General features: G+C 63.8%; 19 protein-coding genes and 1 tRNA gene. 11 read left to right on the top strand and 9 right to left on the bottom strand.

What is annotated here, in order from left to right:
- Nucleotides 1–72: 72 nt before the first annotated feature.
- Both AC2YJX_RS14250 and ompR read right to left on the bottom strand, forming a co-directional pair.
- A complete protein-coding gene (locus tag AC2YJX_RS14250) occupies nucleotides 73–1,614 on the bottom strand; it encodes an ATP-binding protein (RefSeq protein WP_228894678.1) in 1,542 nt (513 codons plus the stop codon).
- A gap of 19 nt (nucleotides 1,615–1,633) precedes the next feature.
- Nucleotides 1,634–2,365 carry an osmolarity response regulator transcription factor OmpR gene (ompR, locus tag AC2YJX_RS14245; RefSeq protein ID WP_010460834.1) on the bottom strand — a complete coding sequence of 244 codons (732 nt, stop codon included), beginning with the start codon at nucleotides 2,363–2,365 and terminating at the stop codon, nucleotides 1,634–1,636.
- Between the two features lie 217 nt (nucleotides 2,366–2,582).
- On the opposite strand from ompR, the gene AC2YJX_RS14240 reads away from it, so the two are divergent.
- Nucleotides 2,583–3,296: an SIMPL domain-containing protein gene (locus AC2YJX_RS14240; RefSeq protein WP_121419678.1), complete on the top strand. Its 714-nt coding sequence runs from the start codon at nucleotides 2,583–2,585 to the stop codon at nucleotides 3,294–3,296.
- A 121-nt stretch (nucleotides 3,297–3,417) separates the two neighbouring features.
- Here the strand turns inward: AC2YJX_RS14240 and AC2YJX_RS14235 are convergent, their stop codons facing one another.
- Entirely contained in the window at nucleotides 3,418–4,200 is a 783-nt protein-coding gene (locus AC2YJX_RS14235) for a 3-hydroxybutyrate dehydrogenase (protein ID WP_487256389.1), read from the bottom strand.
- A gap of 115 nt (nucleotides 4,201–4,315) precedes the next feature.
- Between AC2YJX_RS14235 and AC2YJX_RS14230 the strand changes: the two genes are divergently transcribed.
- The 4 genes from AC2YJX_RS14230 to AC2YJX_RS14215 all read left to right on the top strand — a co-directional run bounded on the left by AC2YJX_RS14230 (nucleotide 4,316) and on the right by AC2YJX_RS14215 (nucleotide 8,179).
- A complete protein-coding gene (locus AC2YJX_RS14230) occupies nucleotides 4,316–5,287 on the top strand; it encodes an alpha/beta fold hydrolase (protein ID WP_487256388.1) in 972 nt (323 codons plus the stop codon).
- Entirely contained in the window at nucleotides 5,284–7,500 is a 2,217-nt protein-coding gene (locus AC2YJX_RS14225; protein WP_431152623.1) for a RelA/SpoT family protein, read from the top strand. The genes AC2YJX_RS14230 and AC2YJX_RS14225 overlap by 4 nt, the downstream gene beginning before the upstream one ends.
- A 114-nt stretch (nucleotides 7,501–7,614) precedes the next feature.
- A tRNA-Val gene (locus AC2YJX_RS14220) sits at nucleotides 7,615–7,691 on the top strand.
- 335 nt (nucleotides 7,692–8,026) lie between these two features.
- Nucleotides 8,027–8,179, top strand: a complete 153-nt coding sequence (locus AC2YJX_RS14215) for a hypothetical protein (protein WP_158603795.1) — start codon at nucleotides 8,027–8,029, stop codon at nucleotides 8,177–8,179.
- Nucleotides 8,180–8,320: 141 nt separating this feature from the next.
- Here the strand turns inward: AC2YJX_RS14215 and AC2YJX_RS14210 are convergent, their stop codons facing one another.
- Nucleotides 8,321–9,355 carry a mechanosensitive ion channel family protein gene (locus tag AC2YJX_RS14210; RefSeq protein WP_487256387.1) on the bottom strand — a complete coding sequence of 345 codons (1,035 nt, stop codon included), beginning with the start codon at nucleotides 9,353–9,355 and terminating at the stop codon, nucleotides 8,321–8,323.
- Between the two features lie 236 nt (nucleotides 9,356–9,591).
- Here AC2YJX_RS14210 and phaR point away from each other — a divergent pair, with 236 nt between their 5' ends.
- Nucleotides 9,592–10,152, top strand: coding sequence for a polyhydroxyalkanoate synthesis repressor PhaR (gene phaR / locus AC2YJX_RS14205; protein ID WP_055402453.1), 561 nt, complete (start codon nucleotides 9,592–9,594; stop codon nucleotides 10,150–10,152).
- Between the two features lie 182 nt (nucleotides 10,153–10,334).
- Nucleotides 10,335–11,726: a 30S ribosomal protein S12 methylthiotransferase RimO gene (gene rimO / locus AC2YJX_RS14200; RefSeq protein ID WP_121506860.1), complete on the top strand. Its 1,392-nt coding sequence runs from the start codon at nucleotides 10,335–10,337 to the stop codon at nucleotides 11,724–11,726.
- A 133-nt stretch (nucleotides 11,727–11,859) separates the two neighbouring features.
- Here rimO and efp read toward each other — a convergent pair whose 3' ends face one another.
- The 3 genes from efp to AC2YJX_RS14185 all read right to left on the bottom strand — a co-directional run bounded on the left by efp (nucleotide 11,860) and on the right by AC2YJX_RS14185 (nucleotide 14,608).
- The gene (gene efp, locus AC2YJX_RS14195) at nucleotides 11,860–12,414 is read right to left on the bottom strand and encodes an elongation factor P (RefSeq protein ID WP_008906801.1); all 555 of its coding nucleotides are present in this window, start codon (nucleotides 12,412–12,414) and stop codon (nucleotides 11,860–11,862) included.
- 140 nt (nucleotides 12,415–12,554) lie between these two features.
- A complete protein-coding gene (gene earP / locus AC2YJX_RS14190) occupies nucleotides 12,555–13,709 on the bottom strand; it encodes an elongation factor P maturation arginine rhamnosyltransferase EarP (protein WP_487256386.1) in 1,155 nt (384 codons plus the stop codon).
- The gene (locus AC2YJX_RS14185) at nucleotides 13,706–14,608 is read right to left on the bottom strand and encodes a LysR family transcriptional regulator (protein ID WP_487256385.1); all 903 of its coding nucleotides are present in this window, start codon (nucleotides 14,606–14,608) and stop codon (nucleotides 13,706–13,708) included. The genes earP and AC2YJX_RS14185 overlap by 4 nt, the downstream gene beginning before the upstream one ends.
- Before the next feature lie 138 nt (nucleotides 14,609–14,746).
- Between AC2YJX_RS14185 and AC2YJX_RS14180 the strand changes: the two genes are divergently transcribed.
- The 4 genes from AC2YJX_RS14180 to AC2YJX_RS14165 all read left to right on the top strand — a co-directional run bounded on the left by AC2YJX_RS14180 (nucleotide 14,747) and on the right by AC2YJX_RS14165 (nucleotide 19,022).
- Nucleotides 14,747–15,952 (top strand): CaiB/BaiF CoA transferase family protein, encoded by a 1,206-nt coding sequence (locus AC2YJX_RS14180; protein WP_487256384.1) that lies wholly within the window; start codon nucleotides 14,747–14,749, stop codon nucleotides 15,950–15,952.
- Entirely contained in the window at nucleotides 15,949–16,929 is a 981-nt protein-coding gene (locus AC2YJX_RS14175) for a hydroxymethylglutaryl-CoA lyase (protein ID WP_487256383.1), read from the top strand. Before AC2YJX_RS14180 ends, AC2YJX_RS14175 begins: the two co-directional genes overlap by 4 nt.
- Nucleotides 16,930–16,975: 46 nt before the next feature.
- On the top strand, nucleotides 16,976–17,956 hold the full coding sequence (locus AC2YJX_RS14170; RefSeq protein ID WP_487256382.1) for a Bug family tripartite tricarboxylate transporter substrate binding protein: 981 nt from the start codon (nucleotides 16,976–16,978) through the stop codon (nucleotides 17,954–17,956).
- 85 nt (nucleotides 17,957–18,041) lie between these two features.
- Nucleotides 18,042–19,022 carry a Bug family tripartite tricarboxylate transporter substrate binding protein gene (locus AC2YJX_RS14165; protein WP_487256381.1) on the top strand — a complete coding sequence of 327 codons (981 nt, stop codon included), beginning with the start codon at nucleotides 18,042–18,044 and terminating at the stop codon, nucleotides 19,020–19,022.
- Nucleotides 19,023–19,218: 196 nt separating this feature from the next.
- Here the strand turns inward: AC2YJX_RS14165 and AC2YJX_RS14160 are convergent, their stop codons facing one another.
- Nucleotides 19,219–20,202: a hypothetical protein gene (locus AC2YJX_RS14160; RefSeq protein ID WP_487256380.1), complete on the bottom strand. Its 984-nt coding sequence runs from the start codon at nucleotides 20,200–20,202 to the stop codon at nucleotides 19,219–19,221.
- Nucleotides 20,202–21,260, bottom strand: a complete 1,059-nt coding sequence (locus tag AC2YJX_RS14155; RefSeq protein ID WP_487256379.1) for a hypothetical protein — start codon at nucleotides 21,258–21,260, stop codon at nucleotides 20,202–20,204. Before AC2YJX_RS14155 ends, AC2YJX_RS14160 begins: the two co-directional genes overlap by 1 nt.
- Between the last annotated feature and the right edge of the window lie 13 nt (nucleotides 21,261–21,273).

Raw genomic sequence — 21,273 nt, 5'->3', positions numbered from 1 at the left:
GGATGCCGAGAGGATGCGCCAAAAACAAAGCCCTCCAGGTGAGGGCTTTGTACATGGGGCAGTGCGGGGCGATCACGCCATCCGGTCTTCGGCGCGACGCCGCGGCAGCTGGCGTTTGACGGACGGGCGCTGCAGCCGCTGCTTGGGGTCTGCACCCTCGGGCAGATCAGTGGCCCGCTGCAACTGCAGGTGGGCTACCAGGCCGCCGGTGCTGGAGTTGGCCAGTGCAAAGATGCCGCCCATGCGCTGCACGGTTTTGTCCACGATGGAGAGCCCCAGCCCCGCGCCTGCCGCTGCGGTGCGCGCAGAGTCACCGCGAAAGAAGGGCTTGGTCAGATTCGACAACTGCTCGGGTGGCACGCCGGGGCCATGGTCGCGCAGTTTGACCAGCACCCAGTTCTCACGGCCTTTGGCGGCAATGTCCACGTTGGTGATGCCGGTGTCCTCGGCCTTGCCGTAGCGCCGCGCGTTTTCGAGCAGGTTGGAGATCACGCGGGCCAGTTCCACTTCGTCGGCCAGCACGTTGAGGTCTTCGGGCACGGACATCGTGATCTGCAGTTCGCGATGGTCTTGCACGGCATAGACGCAGGACGACACCACGGCATGCAGGTTGACCGGTGTCAGCGTGACATGGTCCGGCCGAGCGTAGTCGAGGAACTTGTCGATCGTGGCGTCGAGCTGCACGATGTCTGCCACCATGTGCTCGCGGGCCACTTCATCGGTCACGCTCATCTCGGTTTCCAGCCGCAGGCGCGCCAGCGGCGTGCGCAGGTCGTGCGAAATGCCCGCCAGCATCACGGCGCGGTCCTGCTCCAGCTTGGCCAATTTTTGCGCCATGCGGTTGAAGCCGATATTCACTTCGCGGATTTCGCTGGTCACCACTTCCTCGTCGAGGTGGCTGGCTGCGAAGTCGCCGTCCTTGACGCGGTTGGCCGCGTAAGAGAGCTGCTTGAGAGGCCGGTTGATCAGCCGCGCAATGGCCGCCGCACCGGCCAAGGACAACGCCCCTGCCGTGATCAGCCAGATCAGCCAGGTGCGGCCGCCCGCCGGGCTGAAGCGCGAGCGGTCCATCAGCAGCCAGTTGGGATCGCCATTGATGTTGAAGCCGACCCACAGGCCGGTTTCCCCATTCACGTTCTGCGCCACGATGGTGTCGGGCCCCAGGCGCTGGGTGAGTTCGTCGGTCAGGCGGTTGCCCAGGGCCGTGCCCTCCAGAAGCTCGAACTTGTCGCGCGGCTCGCGCGGCAGGATGCGCACGCCTTCCTGGTCGGCCATGGTCTTGATGAGCGACACACGAGCAATGGCGTCGGAATGCACCAGCGCCGCGCGGCTCAGGTTCACCAGCGATGCGATCTGCTGCGCGGTGTGCAGGGTGCGCGGCTCGAACTCCAGCGCCCGCAAGGTCTGCAGCCACGCCAGAATGCTCCCCACCAACAGCAGCGCCAGCAGGAAGAAAGTGCGCCAGAAGAGATTGAGGCCCACACGCGCCCGCTGCTCCCGGGCCTGTCGCAAGGACTCCAGGGGGGCGGGGCTGGTGGCGTCGGGGGAAGCGGTCACGGACTGCCGGACCGATGATGAAGATCTCGACCTCGAATTGCCGTCGGAATTGTGCATACAGGCAAGGAAAGAGGGGTCAGCTGGTTCCGTCCGGCACGAACACGTAGCCTACCCCCCACACGGTCTGGATGTAGCGCGGGGCGGCGGCATCCACCTCCACCAGCTTGCGCAGGCGCGACACCTGCACATCCAGGCTGCGGTCAAACGGCTCAAACTCGCGGCCACGGGCCAGCAGGGCCAGCTTTTCGCGCGAAAGGGGCTGGCGTGGGTGGCGCACCAGCGCCTTGAGCATGGCAAATTCGCCGGTGGTCAGGGGCAGTTCTTCGCCATTGCGCTGCAGTGCGCGGGTGCCCAGGTCGAAGGTAAAGGGACCAAAGGTCACGACCTCGTTGTCGCCCGAGGGGGCGCCAGGCGCTTCCTGTGCGGGGCGGCGGCGCAGCACAGCGTGGATGCGGGCCAACAGTTCGCGGGGGTTGAAGGGCTTGCCCAGGTAGTCGTCGGCGCCCACTTCCAGGCCCACGATGCGGTCCACGTCCTCGCCTTTGGCGGTGAGCATGATGATGGGGGTGCGGTCATTGGCGGCACGCAGGCGGCGGCAGATGGAAAGCCCGTCTTCGCCCGGCATCATCAGGTCGAGCACGATGATGTCCACGGTTTCGCGCAGCAGAAGGCGGTTGAGCGCCTTGCCGTCTTCGGCGACCATGACTTCAAAGCCTTCCTGCGTGAGGTAGCGGCGCAGCAGATCACGGATTCGTGCATCGTCGTCCACCACCAGAACTTTGTCGGTGCGATTGGTTGTTGTGGCCATCTTGATCCCAAGTCCAATTTGTAACAGAGCCGATTCTGACCACTTGGAACGCCGAAGTTCGGGTTTTGGGGCTGGGTTTGACCAACTGTTACAAGTTTTGCCCAGCTTCGCATGCGCGGTGGAGGGGCTTCATCGCAACGCATGGGCAGTGCGGTTAAGGTGGTGCCCCGCATGGCCCGGCCCCGGGCCGTGCACCGATATCAAGGACACCTTTGTGATGAAAATTACTACTAAATTGATAGCTGCTGGCGTTTTGATTGCTTGCGCTGGTGCCTCTTTTGCTCAAAATTCTCCACCCCCCGAGCTGCGCAATGTCGTGCAGCTGTCGGCCACGGGCACGGTGGAGGTGCAGCAGGACCTGCTGGTGCTCAACCTTGCCACCAGCAAGGAGGCTGCCGACGCCGCCACAGTACAGACACAGCTCAAGCAGGCGCTGGACGCAGCCCTGGCCGAAGCCAAGCGCAACGCCCAGCCCGGACAGCTCGATGTGCGTACCGGCCCCTTCGGGCTGTACCCGCGTTATGGCAAGGACGGGAAGATCAACGGCTGGCAGGGTCGTGCCGAGCTGGTGCTGGAAGGCCGCGACTTCGCGCGCATCACGGCCACGGCCGGCAAGATCCAGACGCTGGCCATCAGCAATGTGGCTTTCGGCCTGTCGCGCGAGGCCCGGGCCAAGGTGGAGGGCGAAGCCCAGACCCAGGCCATCGAACAGTTCAAGGCACGCGCGGCCGAACTGGCCAAGGGTTTTGGCTTCAGCAACTACAGCCTGCGCGAGGTGGCGGTGAACAGCAATGAGATGGTGCCCGGGCCACGTCCGCGCATGATGGCCATGGAGGCCAAGGCGGGCTCGTTCTCTGATTCCGCCGTGCCGGTCGAAGCGGGCAAGGCCCAGGTCATCGTGAACGTGTCGGGTTCGGTGCAGATGCGCTGATTTTTTAGGAAATATTGGCCGCCAGCGCTTATCTGGTAAGCGCTGGCAGCTATCAATTTTGCAGTTTACCGGGCGCCTGTGCTGGCATGCCACCAGCGATCAGACGCTCGCGCGTGCTTTCTCACTGCGCTGCCCAGCCGCCATCCATGTTCCATGCCACGCCACGCACATTGTTGGCGGCGGGGGAGCAGAAGAACACAGCCAGCTCGCCCAGTTCTTCGGGCTTGGTGAACTGCATGGACGGCTCTTTTTCGCCCAGCAGCAGCTTCTTGGCGTCATCGTTCGACAGGCCGTGTTCGGCCGCCTTGGCATCCACCTGTTTTTGCACCAGGGGCGTCAGCACCCAGCCAGGGCAGATGGCGTTGCAGGTCACGCCGCTGGTGGCGTTCTCCAGCGCCGTCACCTTGGTCAGACCCACGATGCCGTGTTTGGCCGCCACGTACGCAGCCTTCTGTGCCGAGCCCACCAGGCCGTGCACCGATGCCACGTTGATGATGCGGCCCCAGTTGGCACTCTTCATGGCCGGCAGCGCCAGGCGCGATGTGTGAAAGGCGCTTGTGAGGTTGATGGCGATCACTGCATCCCAGCGCTCCACGGGGAAGTCTTCCACATTGGCCACGTGCTGGATGCCTGCGTTGTTCACCAGGATGTCCACGCGCCCGAACTGCGCGGCGCTGTACTTCATCATGTCCTCGATGTCGGCCACCCGGCTCATGTCTGCACCGTGGTAACCCACTTTGGCGCCAGCAGCTTCGCCAGCTGCCAGCACCTCGGCGCGGGGGCCATCCACATCGCCAAAGCCATTGAGCACGATGTTGGCACCTTGGCGGGCCAGCGCCTTGGCGATGCCAAGACCAATGCCACTGGTGGAGCCGGTGACGAGGGCGGTTTTGCCTTTCAGCATGTGAGTCTCTCCGAATGAATTACGATGCAACGCAAGAAAAAGTCGGCACGCATGAACGAACAATGGGTGCCGACGGCTCCTGCATTATCGAGCGCTGCCCCCGGATTTCGCACCCATGATTGAACCTACGCTGAACTACGTACTGTGCCCTGGCCCGGGGGCGCCTGTGGTGTCTTCCGGTAACTCCTCCGCATCTGCGGCTACACACCATCGCATGGCTTACTGGGAGTGGAATGCCACGGGCAATCCGGCGCATCCCCATGTGGTGGTCTGTGTGCATGGCCTCTCGCGCCAGGGGCGCGACTTCGACACCCTGGCCCGTGCGTTGAGCCAGCATGCCCGCGTGATCTGCCCCGACGTGGTCGGGCGCGGCCAGAGCGACTGGCTGACTGACCCCATGGGCTACCAGATTGCCCAATACGCCGCGGACATGCTGGCCATGCTGGCCCAGGTGCACCAGCATGCACCCATCACCACCCTCGACTGGGTGGGCACCAGCATGGGGGGGCTCATCGGCATGGGCATTGCGGGCCAGCCGGGGTTGCCTTTGCCGGTGCCTGTGCGCAGGCTGGTACTCAACGACGTGGGCCCCGTCATCCAGTGGGAGGCCCTGCAGCGCATCGGCTTGTACCTGGGGCAACAGGCGCGGTTCGAGTCGCTCCAGCAGGCGGCCGACGCCATGTGGGCGATTTCCACCAGCTTTGGCCCCCATACACCCGAGCAGTGGCTGGACTTGTCGCGTGCCATGGTGCGCGCGTTGCCGGAATCTGCGGGTGGTGGCATCACGCTGCACTATGACCCGGCCATCGCGGTGCCATTCAAAACATTGACGCAGGAGTCTGCTGTGGCCGGCGAGGCCATGCTGTGGCAGCTGTACGACCACATCACGGCCCGCACCTTGCTGCTGCGCGGTGCACAGTCTGACCTGCTCTTTCGCGAAACCGCGCAGGCCATGGCGCAGCGCGGGCCCCGGGCACACGTGGTCGAATTTGAAGGCGTGGGGCATGCTCCCACGCTGGTGGCGGGCGATCAGGTGGCTGCGGTCACCGGCTTTTTGCTTTCGGCGGAAGGTGTTGTGGCCGGATGAAAACCTACCCTCCCGCACAGGCGTCCCACACCCCCCAGGCCGACGCCGTCCCCCAGCTCATTGCCGCTACCGCACACACCCTGCCTGAGCAGGTGAACGCGCTGGCGCGTGCGCGCGCGTTTGCCGAGCCCTTGATGGCTGGCGAAACGCTGGATTCCGGCGAAAACACGCTGGCCCACGCCGATGCCGTGGCTGCCATCCTCAAGGGCATTGGCGGCTCGGAGGCCATGCAGGCCGCCAGTTACCTGGTGCATGCGTGCATTCATCTGAACAAGCCTGAGGAGGTGATCGCCAAGGCCTTTGGTGCCAACTTTGCCGCGCTGGCGGTAGAGACCACCAAGCTCATGCGCGTGCAGCAGCAGGCCCGCACCGCAGAGCACCTGGAAGACCCCGCCGTGCAGACCGAGAACGTGCGCAAGATGCTGCTCGCCTTCTCGCGCGACCTGCGTGTGGTGATGCTGCGCCTGGCCTCGCGCCTGCAGACGCTGCGTTTTCATGCGGCCAGCAAGCGCCCCGTATCGCCCAGCCTGGCGCGCGAGTCGCTGCAGGTGTTTGCACCGCTGGCCAACCGCCTTGGTATCTGGCAGGTCAAGTGGGAGCTGGAGGACCTGTCCTTTCGCTTCCTGGAGCCTGACACCTACAAGGAAGTGGCCCGCCTGCTCGACGAAAAGCGGGGCGAGCGCGAGGTGTACATGGAGCAGCTGCGCGCGCGGCTTGAATCCGACCTGCGCGCACGCAGCATCAGCGCCAGCGTGCAGGGGCGCCCCAAGCACATCTACAGCATCGTCAAGAAGATGCGCGGCAAGTCGCTCAACTTCGATCAGGTGTTTGACATCCGCGCGCTGCGCGTGGTGGTGCCCACGGTGAAGGACTGCTACGCGGCCCTGAGCTGGGTGCACGAGCAGTTCAAGCCCATCGTTGAGGAGTTTGACGACTACATCGCCAAGCCCAAGCCCAATGGCTACCAGTCGCTGCACACCATCGTGCGCGACGACAACGGCAAGCCCATCGAGATCCAGATCCGTACCCAGGCCATGCACGACCATGCGGAGCACGGAGTGGCGGCGCATTGGGCCTACAAAGAGGCAGGCAGCAAGGGCTATGCAGGGGTTTCGGCCACCGGTGAATACGACGCCAAGATTGCGGTGCTGCGCCAGTTGCTGGCCTGGGAGCGCGATCTGTCGGGTGCCTTGCCCAACCGGGGCCTGTTTGAAGACCGCATCTATGTGCTGACCCCAGATGCTGCTGTGGTGGAGCTGCCCCAGGGCGCCACACCGGTGGACTTTGCGTATGCCGTGCACACGAGTGTCGGGCACCGTTGCCGGGGCGCCCGGGTGGACGGCGCGATGGTGCCGCTCAACACACCGCTGCAAAACGGACAGACGGTGGAGATATCTACCGTCAAGGAAGGCCGCCCCTCACGCGACTGGCTCAATGCTGAGCTGGGCTACCTCACCAGCAACCGCGCCAAAGCCAAGGTGCGTGCCTGGTTCAACGCCCAGGCCACACACGAAACCGTGGCCCGTGGGCGCGAGGCGGTCGAAAAGCTGCTTCAGCGCGAGGGCAAGACTGCCATCAAGCTCGACGATCTGGCGGTGCAACTGGGCTTCAAGTCCGCCGATGCCTTGTTCGAAGTGGTGGGCAAGGATGAATTCTCGCTACGCAACATCGAAACGGTGCTGCGACCGCCCGAGCCGGTTTTGCAGCCCGACGACTATTTGTTGCTCAAGAAAACACGCACCAACGATGCCGCACCCAAGGGCGGCGTGCTGGTGGTGGGCATTGACTCGCTGATGACCCAGCTGGCCAAGTGCTGCAAGCCAGCTCCGCCGGACCTGATCCGTGGTTTTGTCACGCGGGGCAAGGGCGTGAGCGTGCACCGGGCCGACTGCAGCAACTTCCGCGAAATGGCCGCACGCAGCATTGAGCGGGTGATTGATGTGGAGTGGGGCTCCACCTCCAAATCGGCTGCACTGGCTGCCGTGTACCCCGTGGACGTCGCCGTGGAAGCCGCCGACCGCCAGGGCCTGCTGCGCGATATCTCCGAAGTCTTTGCGCGCGAGAAGACCAATGTGATCGGCGTGCAGACGCAGTCGGTGAAAGGCACGGCGTGGATGACCTTCACGGTGGAGGTTGCCGATTCGGGCCGGCTGAACAAGGTGTTGGGCATCGTGGCCGGCGTGCCCGGTGTGCGCTCCGCGCGCAGACGCTGAGTGGCGGGACGGTAGGCATGGAACAAGAGCCACGAACATCTCTTTGCCGTTTGCTGTGCTGTTTTGATCGAAGCACCCGATTTTTATGGCTATAATCGTGGTCTAAACAACGACAGGCGCGTAGCTCAGCTGGTTAGAGCACCACCTTGACATGGTGGGGGTCGTTGGTTCGAGTCCAATCGCGCCTACCAAGTTTTTCCCTGAAAGAAACCAGCTTTCAGACCACTGAAAAACTTGTGGAAACCTTGAGCAGGTTTCAAAAAGCAAAAAGCCACCTTTTTACAGGTGGCTTTTTCTTTGGTCGCGCTCGAATCAGTCCTCTTTTTATGCGGTGTCGGGCGTCGCGGTCGTTCATCGCCCTGGGGATACCGACGAACTTCTTTGTTGGCTCCTTGCACCCATTGGGTTCACCGAGGGTGACGGCGCCTGCGTGCCTGGCGGCAAATCAATGAATTGGTTTTTGTCTGACACGAAGACGCACGGGGTCGCGATAACTTTGGTGGCTTCAAAGAGAAGGGATGCCACCATGAACACTCCATCCAATTCTTCAAGTGTCCACCAGGGTTTTGTGGACACTGATCCTGAACTGGGTCTGTACGACATCCGGATCTTCTGGCTTGCTGCTCTCGCCGCCATCGTCGCGGTGCTTGCCGTGGCGTACTTCAAGATGGGCTATTGAGGAAGAATGCCCATGCTCCGGCATGGTTGCTATCGTGGCGACATGTGGCGGGGCTTCTTGTGGGTGCATCGATAGCGCTGCCTTGGCTCAGGCCTTCAACAGGGGCTCTTGCTCGAGTGGTCTCGTCGGTGCTTCATCCCCCTATGCAGGCACACGCACTTGTGGAAGGCAGTCCGGGTATTCGCGTTGAATGAACGTCACCAGCGCTTCGCGCACCCTGCACCGCAGGTCGAACGCCAGGCTGGATGATCGTGCGGAGACCAGCACGCGGATCTGGATGGTGCGCTCGGTCACATCGGTGAGCTGCAGCACGTTCACTCGCCTGTCCCACTCTGGTGCGGTTTCCAGCACCCGCTGCAATTCGGCCCGCAGCGGGTCCAGCGGCAGGCGGTAGTCGGCAAACAGGAAAACGGTTCCCAGGATTTCAGAGCTGGTGCGTGTCCAGTTTTGAAACGGGTTTTCTATAAACCACTGCAGCGGGATGATCAAGCGCCGCTCGTCCCAGATGCGCAGCACCACATAGGTGCTGGTGATTTCTTCTACCCGTCCCCATTCCCCTTCGACAATGAGCACATCGTCGATGCGGATGGGCTGGGCCAGTGCGATCTGCAGGCCGGCGATCATGTTGCTGAAGACCGGGCGCGCTGCAATGCCCGCCACAATCCCCACCACCCCGGCTGACGCGAGCAAACTGGCACCTACTTGCCGGGCCCCTGGAAAAGTCATGAGCATGAGCGCGAGGCCCGCCATCACCACGCCGGTCATCGCCGTGCGCGACAGCACGCGTGCCTGGGTGGCGATGCGTCGGGCGGTGAGGTTGTCTTCCACATCTGCGGGGTGTTGGGCAATGACGCCATTGGCCAGGCCGCCAATTGCGGCAATCAGCAGCCAGCAGGCCCCGCCAATCACCGCCAGGCCATTGAGATGGCGGATACCGCCGATGTAAGGCAGATCATCGCTGGCGGCTTGCCATACCAGTTGCAGCGCGATCAACGGCAGCAGAATCCGCATGACCGGTATGCATGCCAGCACCACGGTCTGCACCACAGGGAGGGGGGTTGTTGCGCGGCGCAGAACGATGGCGACCATCCGATGGGCGATGGCTGCCAAGGTCGTGGCAAACAAGGCCGCTACCGCCGTAGCGAGCCAGGGGGAGAGCTGCAAACTTTCGAGCATCGTGTGGAAAAGAGGGCAAACGCCCACTATCGCACCGGCAAACGTATTCAGCTGTCAGACGGTGCGCCGCACCGGTTGATGGGCTGGTGCAGGCCTGTGACGGCTGCGCCTAGCGTGGTGACGCTACCTGGTCTGGCCAGTGTCACCCCGGCGACAGTGGCGCGCAGCTAGTCATCAGGGTATTCCTTTGCTGGTGCCGGGCTGCCCGTTCCCTAGAATGTGCTGCACTGCAATACATGGGCTTCCAGCCCGAGGAGTTCGTCGTGTCCGAACAGAAAAGTGCCGCGCCCAAGTCGGCGCAGCGTGTCATCAAAAAATACCCCAATCGCCGTCTGTACGACACAGACACCTCCACCTACATCACCCTGGCCGAGGTGCGCCAGTTGGTCATGGCCAACCAGCAGGTGGTAGTGCGCGACGCCAAGACGGGCGAAGACCTCACGCGCAGCATTCTGCTGCAGATCATTCTGGAAGAAGAGGCCGGTGGCGCACCCATGTTCACCGAGGCGGTGCTGGCCAACATCATCCGTTTTTATGGCCATGCCATGCAGGGTTTCATGGGCGCGTACCTGGAGAAGAACGTACAGGCGTTTACCGACGTTCAGGCCAAGCTGGCCGAGCAGTCGCAGAGCGTGACGCCAGAGATGTGGGCCCAGTTCATGAGCCTGCAATCGCCCATGCTCAAGGGCATGATGGGCAACTATGTGGAGCAGTCGCAGTCCATGCTCACGCAGATGCAGGAGCAGATGCAAAAGCAGACGGAGCAGATGCTGGGCGCGTTTGGACTCAAGCGGTAGCCCCCCCGGAGCCGCTTCGCGGCTTCCCCCCAGGGGGACGCCGCCAGCGCGGCGGGGCGGCGCTTGCGCGGTGGCCGCTGGCCTAGGATCGCGCCAGTTTCATAGGTCGCGGCGAGTCGCAGGCATTGCAGGCAATTGCCCGTCCCACCGGTCTGACGCCGGAACTGGGACAATACGGGGATATGAGCGAAGCAATTGCCCCCACCAAAACACCCAAAGTCGGATTCGTCAGCCTGGGCTGCCCCAAGGCGCTGACCGATTCCGAGTTGATTCTCACGCAGCTGAGCGCGGAGGGTTACGAAACCTCCAAGACCTTCCAGGGCGCGGACCTGGTCATCGTCAACACCTGCGGCTTCATTGACGACGCCGTCAAGGAAAGCCTAGACACCATTGGCGAAGCCTTGGCCGAGAACGGCAAGGTCATCGTCACCGGCTGCCTGGGCGCCCGCACGGGCGACGACGGCGGCAACATGGTGCGCCAGATGCACCCCAGCGTGCTGGCCGTGACCGGTCCGCATGCCACACAAGAGGTGATGGATGCCGTCCACCTGAACCTGCCCAAGCCGCACGACCCGTTTGTGGACCTGGTGCCGGGCAGCTTTGGTATTGCGGGCATCAAGCTCACGCCCAAGCACTATGCGTACCTCAAGATCAGCGAAGGCTGCAACCACCGTTGCACCTTCTGCATCATCCCCTCCATGCGCGGTGACTTGGTGTCGCGGCCCATTGGCGATGTGCTCAGCGAGGCCAAGGCCCTGTTTGAAGGTGGCGTCAAGGAGTTGCTGGTCATCAGCCAGGACACGTCGGCCTACGGTGTGGATGTGAAGTACCGCACCGGCTTCTGGGACGGCAAGCCGGTCAAGACGCGCATGCTGGAGCTGGTGCAGACGCTGGGCGAGATCGCCGAGCCCTACGGCGCCTGGGTGCGGCTGCACTACGTGTACCCGTACCCCAGCGTGGACGAGGTGATCCCGCTCATGGCCACGGGCCGCGTGCTGCCCTACCTGGATGTGCCTTTCCAGCACAGTCATCCCGACGTGCTCAAGCGCATGAAGCGCCCGGCCAGCGGCGAGCGCAACCTGGAGCGCATCCAGCGCTGGCGCGAGGCCTGTCCCGAGATCGTGATCCGCAGCACCTTTATCGCTGGCTTCCCTGGCGAGACGGAAGAAGAGTTCCAGCACCTGCTCGATTTTGTGCGCGAGGCGCAGATCGACCGTGCGGGCTGCTTTGCCTACAGTGATGTGACGGGTGCTGCTGCCAATGAGCTGCCGGGCATGTTGCCTCTGGAAGTGCGCGAAGAGCGCCGTGCCCGCTTCATGGCTGTAGCCGAAGAGGTGTCGATTGCCAAGCTGCAGCGCCGCGTGGGGGCCACCATGCAGGTGCTGGTGGATTCGGCTCCCGGCCTGGGCCGCAAGGGCGGTGTGGGCCGCACCTATGCGGATGCGCCCGAGATCGACGGCACCGTGCAGCTGCTGCCGCCCGAGAAGATCAGCAAGACCATGAAGGTGGGCGAGTTCACCAAGGCGCGCATTGTCGGCGTGCGTGGGCACGATCTGGTGGCGCAACCCATTTGATAGCTATGTAATTGATAGCTATCTGCGCTTTGCAGATAAGCGCTGGCGGCTAAAAATGCCATGAAAAAAGGCTTCCCGAGGGAAGCCTTTTTTTGTGGTCGTTCTCCCGCAAGGGAGAACTGCGCATGGCAGCTTACACGCGCTTGCGGTATTCGCCGGTGCGGGTGTCGATTTCGATCTTGTCGCCTTGGCTGACAAACAGGGGCACGGGCACTTCAAAGCCGGTGGCGATCTTGGCAGGCTTCATGACCTTGCCGGAGGTATCGCCCTTGACGGCGGGTTCCGTCCAGGTGATTTCACGCTCGACGCTGGTGGGCAGTTCGACCGAGATGGCCTTGCCGTCGTAGAACACCACTTCCACGGTCATGCCGTCTTCCAGGTAGTTCAGCGAGTCGCCCATGTTTTCGGCTTCCACTTCGTACTGGTTGTACTCGGTGTCCATGCACACGTACATGGGGTCGGCGAAGTAGGAGTAGGTGCACTCCTTCTTGTCCAGGATCACGTTGTCGATCTTGTCGTCGGCCTTGAACACGACTTCGGTGCCGAAGTTGCCGATCAGGCTCTTGAGCTTCATGCGCACGGTGGCTGCACCGCGGCCGCCGCGGGCGTATTCGGTCTTCAGGACCACCATGGGGTCCTTGCCGTGCATGATGACGTTGCCGGCGCGGATTTCTTGAGCGATTTTCATAGCAAGTTGCTTGGGTTGGGGCCGCTCAACGCGCGGGCTGGCAAACCGCCTGGTTTGCGCGCCGGTGCATGTTCTGCGGCGAAAGTGCGCGGGGTGGTGGCACTGCTGTGCCGTACCTGATTTGCGCAAAGCCTCGGATTTTACCGTTTTTCGGCGACAAAGCCCAAAAGTTGTGCGACGAGGTTGTCCTGCATCAGCAGGCGCGCACGGGCGGCCTGGGTGCAGGCCGTCCACTCGGCCAGGGTGTCGTCGCCGGGCCATTGCAGCGGCTCGGCGTCCAGTCCGTTCCAGGTCGCGTGGAACTGCCGCAGCGATGTGGGGGCCTGCAGCCAGTCCAGAAACGCCCAGAGCTTGTCGTGGTGCGCGTTGTCGTGCTGTGGGTAGATCTGCCACACAAACGCCTGGCCCGCCCACAGCGCCCGCACCAGCGAGTCCTCGCCGCGTACGGCGTTGAAGTCACAGGCCCAGAGCATCTCGTCAAACGCAGGCTGGGGGCGGTGGGGTAGATATGAAATTGATAGCTGATCGCGCTTGTCAGATAAGCGCTGGAGACCCTTTTGAGCGATATTTTGATCACAGCCCTCAGCCAATGCAGCCCGCACGGCGGCCGTGGGGCGGCCCGGAGTCACCAGCAACTGCGTGGGCCGTGTCTGGCTGTGCCGCAGCAGCTCCGGCAAGGCAGCGGGTTCGTAGCAGAACAGCGAAACCCAGCGCTGCTCGGCGCAACCATCGCCCAGCCCGAAGGCGGCGGCGTGTTCTGCACGCCAGGCGCTGCGGTCAAACGCCTCGCGCCGTGCCATCAGGTCGGGTTCGCGCAGCAAGCCGCCCGTGCCGGGCGTGAAGCCAGGGTAGAAGAACCAGCGCGTCCACCCTGCGGCGGGGCCGGACAGGATGGGCGACGGCAGCCTGTGGTTGCGCTCCACGTAAGCTTCTGCCGACAGGTATTCCAGGTTGATCCAGACTGGTTTGGAGTATTTTTTGCCTTTAGCGCTTGATGGATAAGCGCTATAAGCTATGAATTCAGGAGCAATATCGCAGCCGAAGGCCTCCACCATCACATCGGCGGCGGGTTCATCAGGGCTCGGTGGTGGCGAACCCCAGGCGCGCAACTCCACGCCGGGGCAGCCTTGGGGCGCCATCCACTGCAGGGCCGAAGCGTCGTCCACCCACAGGCGCACGCGGTGGCCCAGCGCGGCCAGTTGCGCCACAAGGCGCCAGCACACGCCGATGTCGCCAAAGTTGTCGATCACGCGGCAGAACACATCCCACTGGAGCGGGGGCAGGGGGCGGCTCATGGTGATGGCCCCGTTGGCTGCGCGCGCAGGTGCTCCACCAGCAGCCGGGCAACGCTGGAGAGCGATTCTTCAGACCGCACACACAGCGCCAGCCGCCGCTGCGCCCAGGTCTCGTTCAGCGTGACGGTGCGGATGGCCAGCGTGCCCCGGTACAGCGCGGCGCTGCCACGGGGCATCACGCCCACACCCAGGCCCGCGTTGACCATGAGGCACAGCGCGTCGTAGCTCGTCACCTGCATGCGCAGGCGCAGTGGCAGGCCCGCCTCGGCGGCCGCGCGGGTCAGCTGGTTGTTGATGGCGCTGCCCGGGTGCGCGCCCACAAAGTCAAAAGGCAGGGCGTCTGCCAGGCGCACGGACTTGCGCCGCACCAGCGCGTGGCCGGTGGGTACCACCAGCACCAGTTCGTCGGTGTGGTAGGGCAGCAGCGTCACGCGTTCGCCGTAGCTGCCTTCGTTGAGGATGCCCACGTCGGCGGCGTTCTCGGCCACGGACTGGGCAATCGCGGTGCTGATCTGCTCCTGCAGCCGCACATCCACCTGAGGGTGTTGCTCTAAAAAGCTCTGCAACTCGGCGGGTAAAAACTGCGTGATGGCCGAAATATTGGCCACCACACGCACGTGGCCGCGCACGCCCGTGCCGTAGTCGCGCATCTGCGTGGCGATGCCGTCCAGATCGTTCAGCACACCGCGCGCCAGGTTCAGCAGCGCAAACGCGGCGGCGGTGGGCTCGGTGCCTTTGTTGCTGCGGGTGAACAAGGCCACCTGCAGCGCGTCTTCCAAGTCGGCCAGGCGGCGGCTGACGGCCGATGCGGCCAGGTGCTCGCGCGCGGCGGCAGCGGCGATGGTGTTTTCTTCCATCACGGCAACGAACAGGCGCAGGGAGACGGGGTCGAGTTTCATGGGGCACCGATGGTAGCAAGCCGCTTGCTTGCCATGCCGGATTGCGATGGTGGCTTGTTGCTTGAGCGTTTTGCAGGAGGGCCGCAGGTGCGCATCATTCCCGCCCAGCATCACCGCCCGCAGGAGACACACATTTCCATGGATTCCATTGCATCCCCCGCCGCACTGCAAGGCGTGCGCGTCATCGAAATGGGCCAGCTGATTGCCGGGCCGTTCTGCGGCAAGACGCTGGGCGAGTTTGGCGCCGACGTGATCAAGATCGAAGCGCCCGAGACCGGCGACCCGCTGCGCAACTGGCGCCTGATCAAGGAAGGCACCTCCGTCTGGTGGCAAGTGCAGTCACGCAACAAGCGCTCGGTGGCGCTGGACCTGCGGCAAAAGGAGGGGCAAACAATAGCTCGCCAGCTGATCGCCGAGGCCGATGTGCTGGTCGAGAATTTCCGCCCCGGCACGCTGGAAGGCTGGGGCATGTCGCCCGAGGAACTGCACGTGCTCAACCCCGGCCTGGTCATGCTGCGCATCTCGGGCTACGGCCAGACCGGGCCGTACCGCGACCTGCCGGGCTTTGGTGCCATCGGCGAGGCCATGGGCGGCCTGCGCCACCTGACGGGCGAGCCCGGTCGCGTGCCGGTGCGCGTCGGGGTGTCGATTGGCGACACGCTGGCGGCGCTGCACGGCACCATCGGCGTGCTCACGGCGCTGTACCACCGCAAGGTCAACGGCGGCAAAGGCCAGGTGATCGACGTTGCGCTGCACGAGGCGGTGTTCAACGTGATGGAAAGCTTGATCCCCGAATACAGCGCCTTTGGCGCCGTGCGCGAGGCTGCGGGCAGCGCGCTGCCGGGCATTGCGCCGAGCAACGCCTACCCTTGCACGGACGGCTGGGTGCTGGTGGCGGGCAATGGCGACAGCATTTTCAAGCGGTTGATGGACGCCATCGGCCGGCCCGACCTGGGCGCGGCGCCGGACCTGGCCAACAACACCGGCCGCGTGGCCCGCGTGGAGGAGATCGACGCCGCGATCGGCGTCTGGAGCGCGCAGCGCACTGTGCAGCAGGTGCTGGATGCATTGGGCGCCGCCCGCGTGCCGGCGGGCAAGGTCTACACCGCCAAGGACATCGCCGAAGACCCCCACTACCGCGCACGCGGCATGCTGCTGACCCAGCAGACGCGCGACGGCTACAGCGTGGAAGTGCCGGGCATCGTGCCCAAGCTCTCGGGCACGCCCGGAACCATCCGCAGCAGCGCGCCGCATTTGGGCGATGACACCGATGCGGTGCTGGCCGAGGCGGGTTTGACGGCCGAACAGATCGCCCTGATGCGCAGCAAGGGGGTCATTCAATGAGTGCATCCAACACCGTGTGGCAGGGCGCGAACCGCCGCATCCACATGCAGGAGGTCGGCCTGCGCGACGGCCTGCAGATGGAGAAGGCCTTTGTGCCCACGGCCGACAAAATCGCGCTGTGCAATGCGCTGTCGGCAGCGGGCCTGTCCAAGATCGAGGTGACTTCGTTCACCTCGCCCACCGCCATCCCCGCGCTCAAGGATGCCGAGGTCGTCATGCGCGAGATCCTGCGCCGCCCTGGCACGGTCTACACCGCACTGGTGCCCAACCTGCGCGGGGCCGAGCGCGCCATCGAGTCGCGCACGGACGAGCTGAATCTCGTCATGTCGGTGAGCGCCACCCACAACCTGGCCAACCTGCGCATGACGCAGGAACAATCGTTCGCGGCGTTGGCGCAGGTGGTGGCGCTGGCGCAGGGCGCCAAAGTGGCGGTGAATGTGTCGCTGTCGTGTGTGTTCGGCTGCCCCATGGAAGGTGACGTGCCCCAGGCCGATGTGTTCGGCTGGGTGCAGCGTTTTGTGGATCGGGGCGTGCGTGGCATCACGCTGTGCGACACCACGGGCATGGCCTACCCCACGCAGGTGCACGAGCTCACGGCGGCGGCCCGCGCGCGCTGGCCGGGTGTGGAGTTCACGCTGCATTTCCACAACACGCGCGGCATGGGCCTTGCCAACGTGCTGGCGGCCATCGATGCGGGTGCGGACCGGTTCGATGCCTCGCTGGGCGGTCTGGGCGGCTGCCCCTATGCGCCGGGCGCCAGCGGCAATGTGTGCAGCGAAGAGATCGTGCATGCGCTGGCGCTGATGGGCTATGACACCGGGGTGGATCTGGTGCATCTGGTGGCCGCTGCGCAACAACTGCCTGCGTTCATTGGCCACGACATTCCCAGCCAGATCGCCAAGGCGGGTCCGCGCCTGGCGCTGCACCCGGTGCCTGCCGATTTCGAAGCGATCCGTGAAAGGGCGCTGGCCCGCTGAGCGCGGGCGAGCCTGCATTCACACATAACACCAGGAGACAAAAGCCATGACCTTCCCCGCCCCACTGACCCGCCGCATCTTCACCGCCGCCGTGCTGTGCTCCGCTGCCTTCGCAGCGGGCGCGCAGGACAAATACCCCTCCAAGCCCATCACCGTGGTCGTGCCCCAGGCTGCGGGTGGCGCCAACGACGCCATTGCGCGCGTGGTGGCGCAAAAGCTCGGCGAGCAACTGGGCCAGAGCGTGATCGTGGAAAACCGCCCTGGTGCCGGCGGCACCCTGGCCACGGGCACCACGGCCCGCGCGCGCAACGATGGCTACACCCTGCTGCTGACGGCCGACAGCGCCCATGTGATTGGCCCCGCGCTGTACAAGAACCCCGGCTTTGACCCGGTGAAAGATTTTGCCCCCGTGGCCCCTGTCGCCACGGCCGGTTATGTGCTGGTGGCGCACCCGTCTTTTCCCGCCAACAACGTGGCCGAGCTGGTGAACTTGGCCAAGGCCAGCCCTGGCAAGTATTCGATTGCCTCGGCGGGCAACGGCACGCTGAACCACCTGATCGGCGAGATGCTGCAAAAAGCCGCTGGCATCCAGCTGCAGCACATCCCGTACAAGGGCTCTGCCGCAGCCGCCACCGACGTGGTGGGCGGGCAGGTGCCGCTGTCGGTGCAAAGCCTGCCGTCGGCCATTGCGTTCATCAAGGCGGGCAAGCTCAAGGTGCTGGGCGTGGTCAATGAAAAGCGCGTGGCTGCGCTGCCCGATGCGCCCACCATTGGCGAGACGATCAAGGGCTTTGGCCAGGCGCCCTGGTACGCGCTGTTTGCCCCGGCCGGCACGCCCGCGCCCATCGTGGCGCAGCTGCAGGCCGAGGTGGCCCGGGCGCTGGAGCACAAGGACGTGGTGGACAAGCTGGCTACCGTGGGCTGTGAACCCTTCAAGGGTACGGCAGCGCAACTGGCGGCGCTGGTGCAGTCCGACCTGCCCAAGTGGAGCCGTGTGGTCAAGGACACCGGCGCCACCGTGGATTGAACGCCTGAGATGGCTATGGCGGGTGCTGGCTGCCCAGCCGCCGCCCCGGAACGACATTCAACAACAGAGAAAGCGGAGACATCGCATGAACCTGCATCGCAAGCAATTCACGTCCCTGGCCCTGGCGGCCATCGCCACCGGCTTTTGGGCTTCTGCCCTGGCGCAAGGCGCCTACCCTACCAAGACCGTGACCATGGTGGTGCCCACCGCCGCAGGTGGCACCACCGACCTGTCGGCCCGCATGCTGGCCCAGGCCCTGTCGCCGGTGCTGGGCCAGTCGGTCATCGTGGACAACAAGGGCGGTGGCAACGGCAATATTGCCGCCAGCATCGTCAAACGCGCCGAGCCCGATGGTTACACCGTGTTCATGCAGTACTCGGGCTACCACGTCATCTCGCCCCACATCACCAAACAAAAGCAGTGGGACCAGGCCGACTTTCAGCCCGTGGCCAACGTGATCTCGGCCCCGCAGATCATCGTGGTGCGCAACGACCTGCCCGTGAAGACGCTGCCTGAGCTGATGGCCTATGCCAAGGCCAACCCCGGCAAGCTCAATTACGCCTCATCGGGCAACGGCTCGCTGCAGCATGTCACGGGCGCCATGCTGGAGCAGCAGGGCTCCATCAAGATGGTCCACGTGCCCTACAAAGGCACGGGCCCCGCGCTGCAGGACCTGCTGGGTGGGCAGGTGGACCTGACTTTTGGCACCGCGCCTCCGTTCATGCCCCACATCGCCAGCGGCAAGCTGCGCGTGCTGGCCGTGACGGGCAAGCAGCGGCTGCCCAGCCTGCCCGATGTGCCCACCACGGCCGAGGCGGGTTACCCCAAGGTCGATGCCACGTCGTGGTTCGCGTTGTTTGTACCCGCTGCAGTGCCCAAGCCGGTGGTGGACAAGCTCACTGCCGACATCCGCACCGTGGTGCAAAGCGCGGCCTTCCAGCAAAAGGCGCAAGAGCAAGGCGCCACGGCTGACTACCAGACCCCGGCGCAGCTGGGTGACAAGGTCAAGGCGGACCTTTCCAGCTGGGCCACGGTGGTGAAGACTTCGAAGATCGAGGCAGAGTGAATTTAATTGGGAGCACCGGTTGCTCTGCAAGGTTGCCTCTCAAGTTAACTATGGTTCGATTTCCCTGCACACCTGTTGCAGTTTCAACGAGTGATGTGAGCAGCTATGCAGTCGTGATGGGCCGTTGAAAAGTCCATATCAGGCATCCCCGGCAGATTGGGTGGTGCAGATTGTCCTCGAGCACTACCGGACGCTGTCATGCGGGCACGGGTTGCCCATACGCCCATGTTTTGCAACGTTGGTAGAACGGTTCGCCCCCCCATGAGCGCCATATCGATGTGCTGATGCCCTTGGGTTCAGGTAGTCCGGTTAACAGTTCGACTACTCGTTTCCGGTCCTGGGCCAGGCAAGCCAGCGCGGCATGATGAACTTGGTTGATTGAGTCCTGGCGGCGGTTGCCGAGGTCGGTGAGGGATGTGTCTATCGTTTTCCAGTCTGTCAGTCCGGGTTTGAATGGGTTGAGTCGCAGCGCTGGCCAGTGGTGGAAGGCTGCGAGGTAGATCACGGCATGCATTCCCGTGCCTTGCGTGTTGGCCGTACGTTGCACTGCGAGGTTAGATAGCTCCCTTAGCTGGGAAACGGCGTCCGTGCTTTTGAGGTTCAGTGCGGCCACCACTTCTTCAAAGAACATCTCGCCCGGCTCCGACATGGCTGGCAGATGGGCTTTCACCAGTGCCAGCGTCTGCGCAGGCGTGGCTCCGCTCATGGACTTCAGGGCGATGTATGTGGCACTCCACATCGGGTCCAGGCGACCTTGCTCTTTGACCTCTTCCAGGGCCCTGGTGGCGTGTGCAGTCTGGTGTTCTTGGGCTACCCAGTCGCGGTTGGCGGGGGCATCGCGCATCGCCAGTCGGCCCAGGAAGATAGCGGCAGGCACGCTATTCGGCGAAGCCTGTATCCATTGCAGCGCCAGGTTCCAGGCGGCTGCAGCTTTGGGCGTGTTGCCACCCGTGCCGCCGCTGCCTACTCGCAGGGCGCTGAAGAAGGATTCGGCCCCATTTCGGCTGGAGTTGCTGGCGGGCTGTTGTGATGCGATGGCATACAGGCGCTCTACCTCTGCGAACTCCTGGCGCTCCAGGCTTTGGTAGGCATCTAAGTAATCACGAAAGGTTGGTTGAGCTACGCACGTACCGACCATTGCGCTAGAGAGAGCAGCCACCGCCAGTGGTGAGCGCCACATTACGGCGTTCCATCCTGCGACCAGCTTTTGCAGCGCGCATACTCATTGCGACCTTCCCAGGCGTCCGGTACAACGTCTTGACCGATTCGCTGTAGCACCGCTGCGGTGGTCTTCTTGTCCTGGGCCGCCACGCAGGCTAGGCGGGCGTATGAGTTGAGGTTGTAGTTGTCCGGGTAGCGTTTGACCAGGTCCTCGAAGCCCGCGCGGATGCGAGTCCAGTCCACGTCCGGACGAGTGAATACAGCGGCGCCCTGGTGGGCTAGACTACCGTAGACATTCCAGTAGATGCGAGCGTAAAAGGTCTGCCCTTCGTCTGTCTTTGTGTTCGCCACGGCCTGCGCCGCCAGGTCGGCAATTGCCTTGTAGCTGCCGCCCCACTGCGGTAGCAGGCTATGCGAGATGGTGAAGTAGATGTCGTGGTTTTTGGGAAAGGCGGCGATGGCGTCCTGGGCCAGCTTGGCATAGTCATGGCGGCTGACTTGGCCATACTGCGCGTAGGTCAGTAATTGGGTCCACCAGTTTGGATCCTTGCGACCGTACTCGGCGCTCGCAAAAAGGGCGCGTAGGGCCTCATGGTTGAGTTCCTGGAACTTCTTCATGTCCTCATCGCGCACGGTGTTGGCATAGCCTCCGCCCCGATAGGCCCACGCCTGCTTGCTGTAGGCGCTGGCCAGGGTCATTGCGGCCAGAGTGGACTGGGGGTTCTGTGCGAGCCAAGCCTGAGCCCGTTGCTGGTGTTCGACCCAGAAAGTGTCGTTCACGCGCGGGCAAGGCTCTTTGGCGCAAGGCGGCAGGGGCGAAACCCCGCCGAACCCTATGGATCGAACCAACCGGTTGGCGCGGTAAACGCCGGAGGGCATGCGTGCGTCTTCCCGCAGTGCCTTGGTGTACCAAGCGTCCAATTTGGCGTAGTCGCCCGAAGAATAGTTTTTGATGAACAGAACGACGATTTCGCCGCGCTCTTCGGCATCGCCCGCCTGGGCGTTGCCAAATGGGGCGACTAACAGTGGCAAAGCCAGTGCAGTGGCGATTACCCTGTATGTGGTGAGATTCCTCATTTATCCCTCTCTT

This window comes from Acidovorax sp. SRI_002, assembly GCF_057586455.1.
The sequence above is the reverse complement of the archived record's forward strand: the minus strand, read 5'-3'. Positions and strand labels throughout refer to the sequence as shown.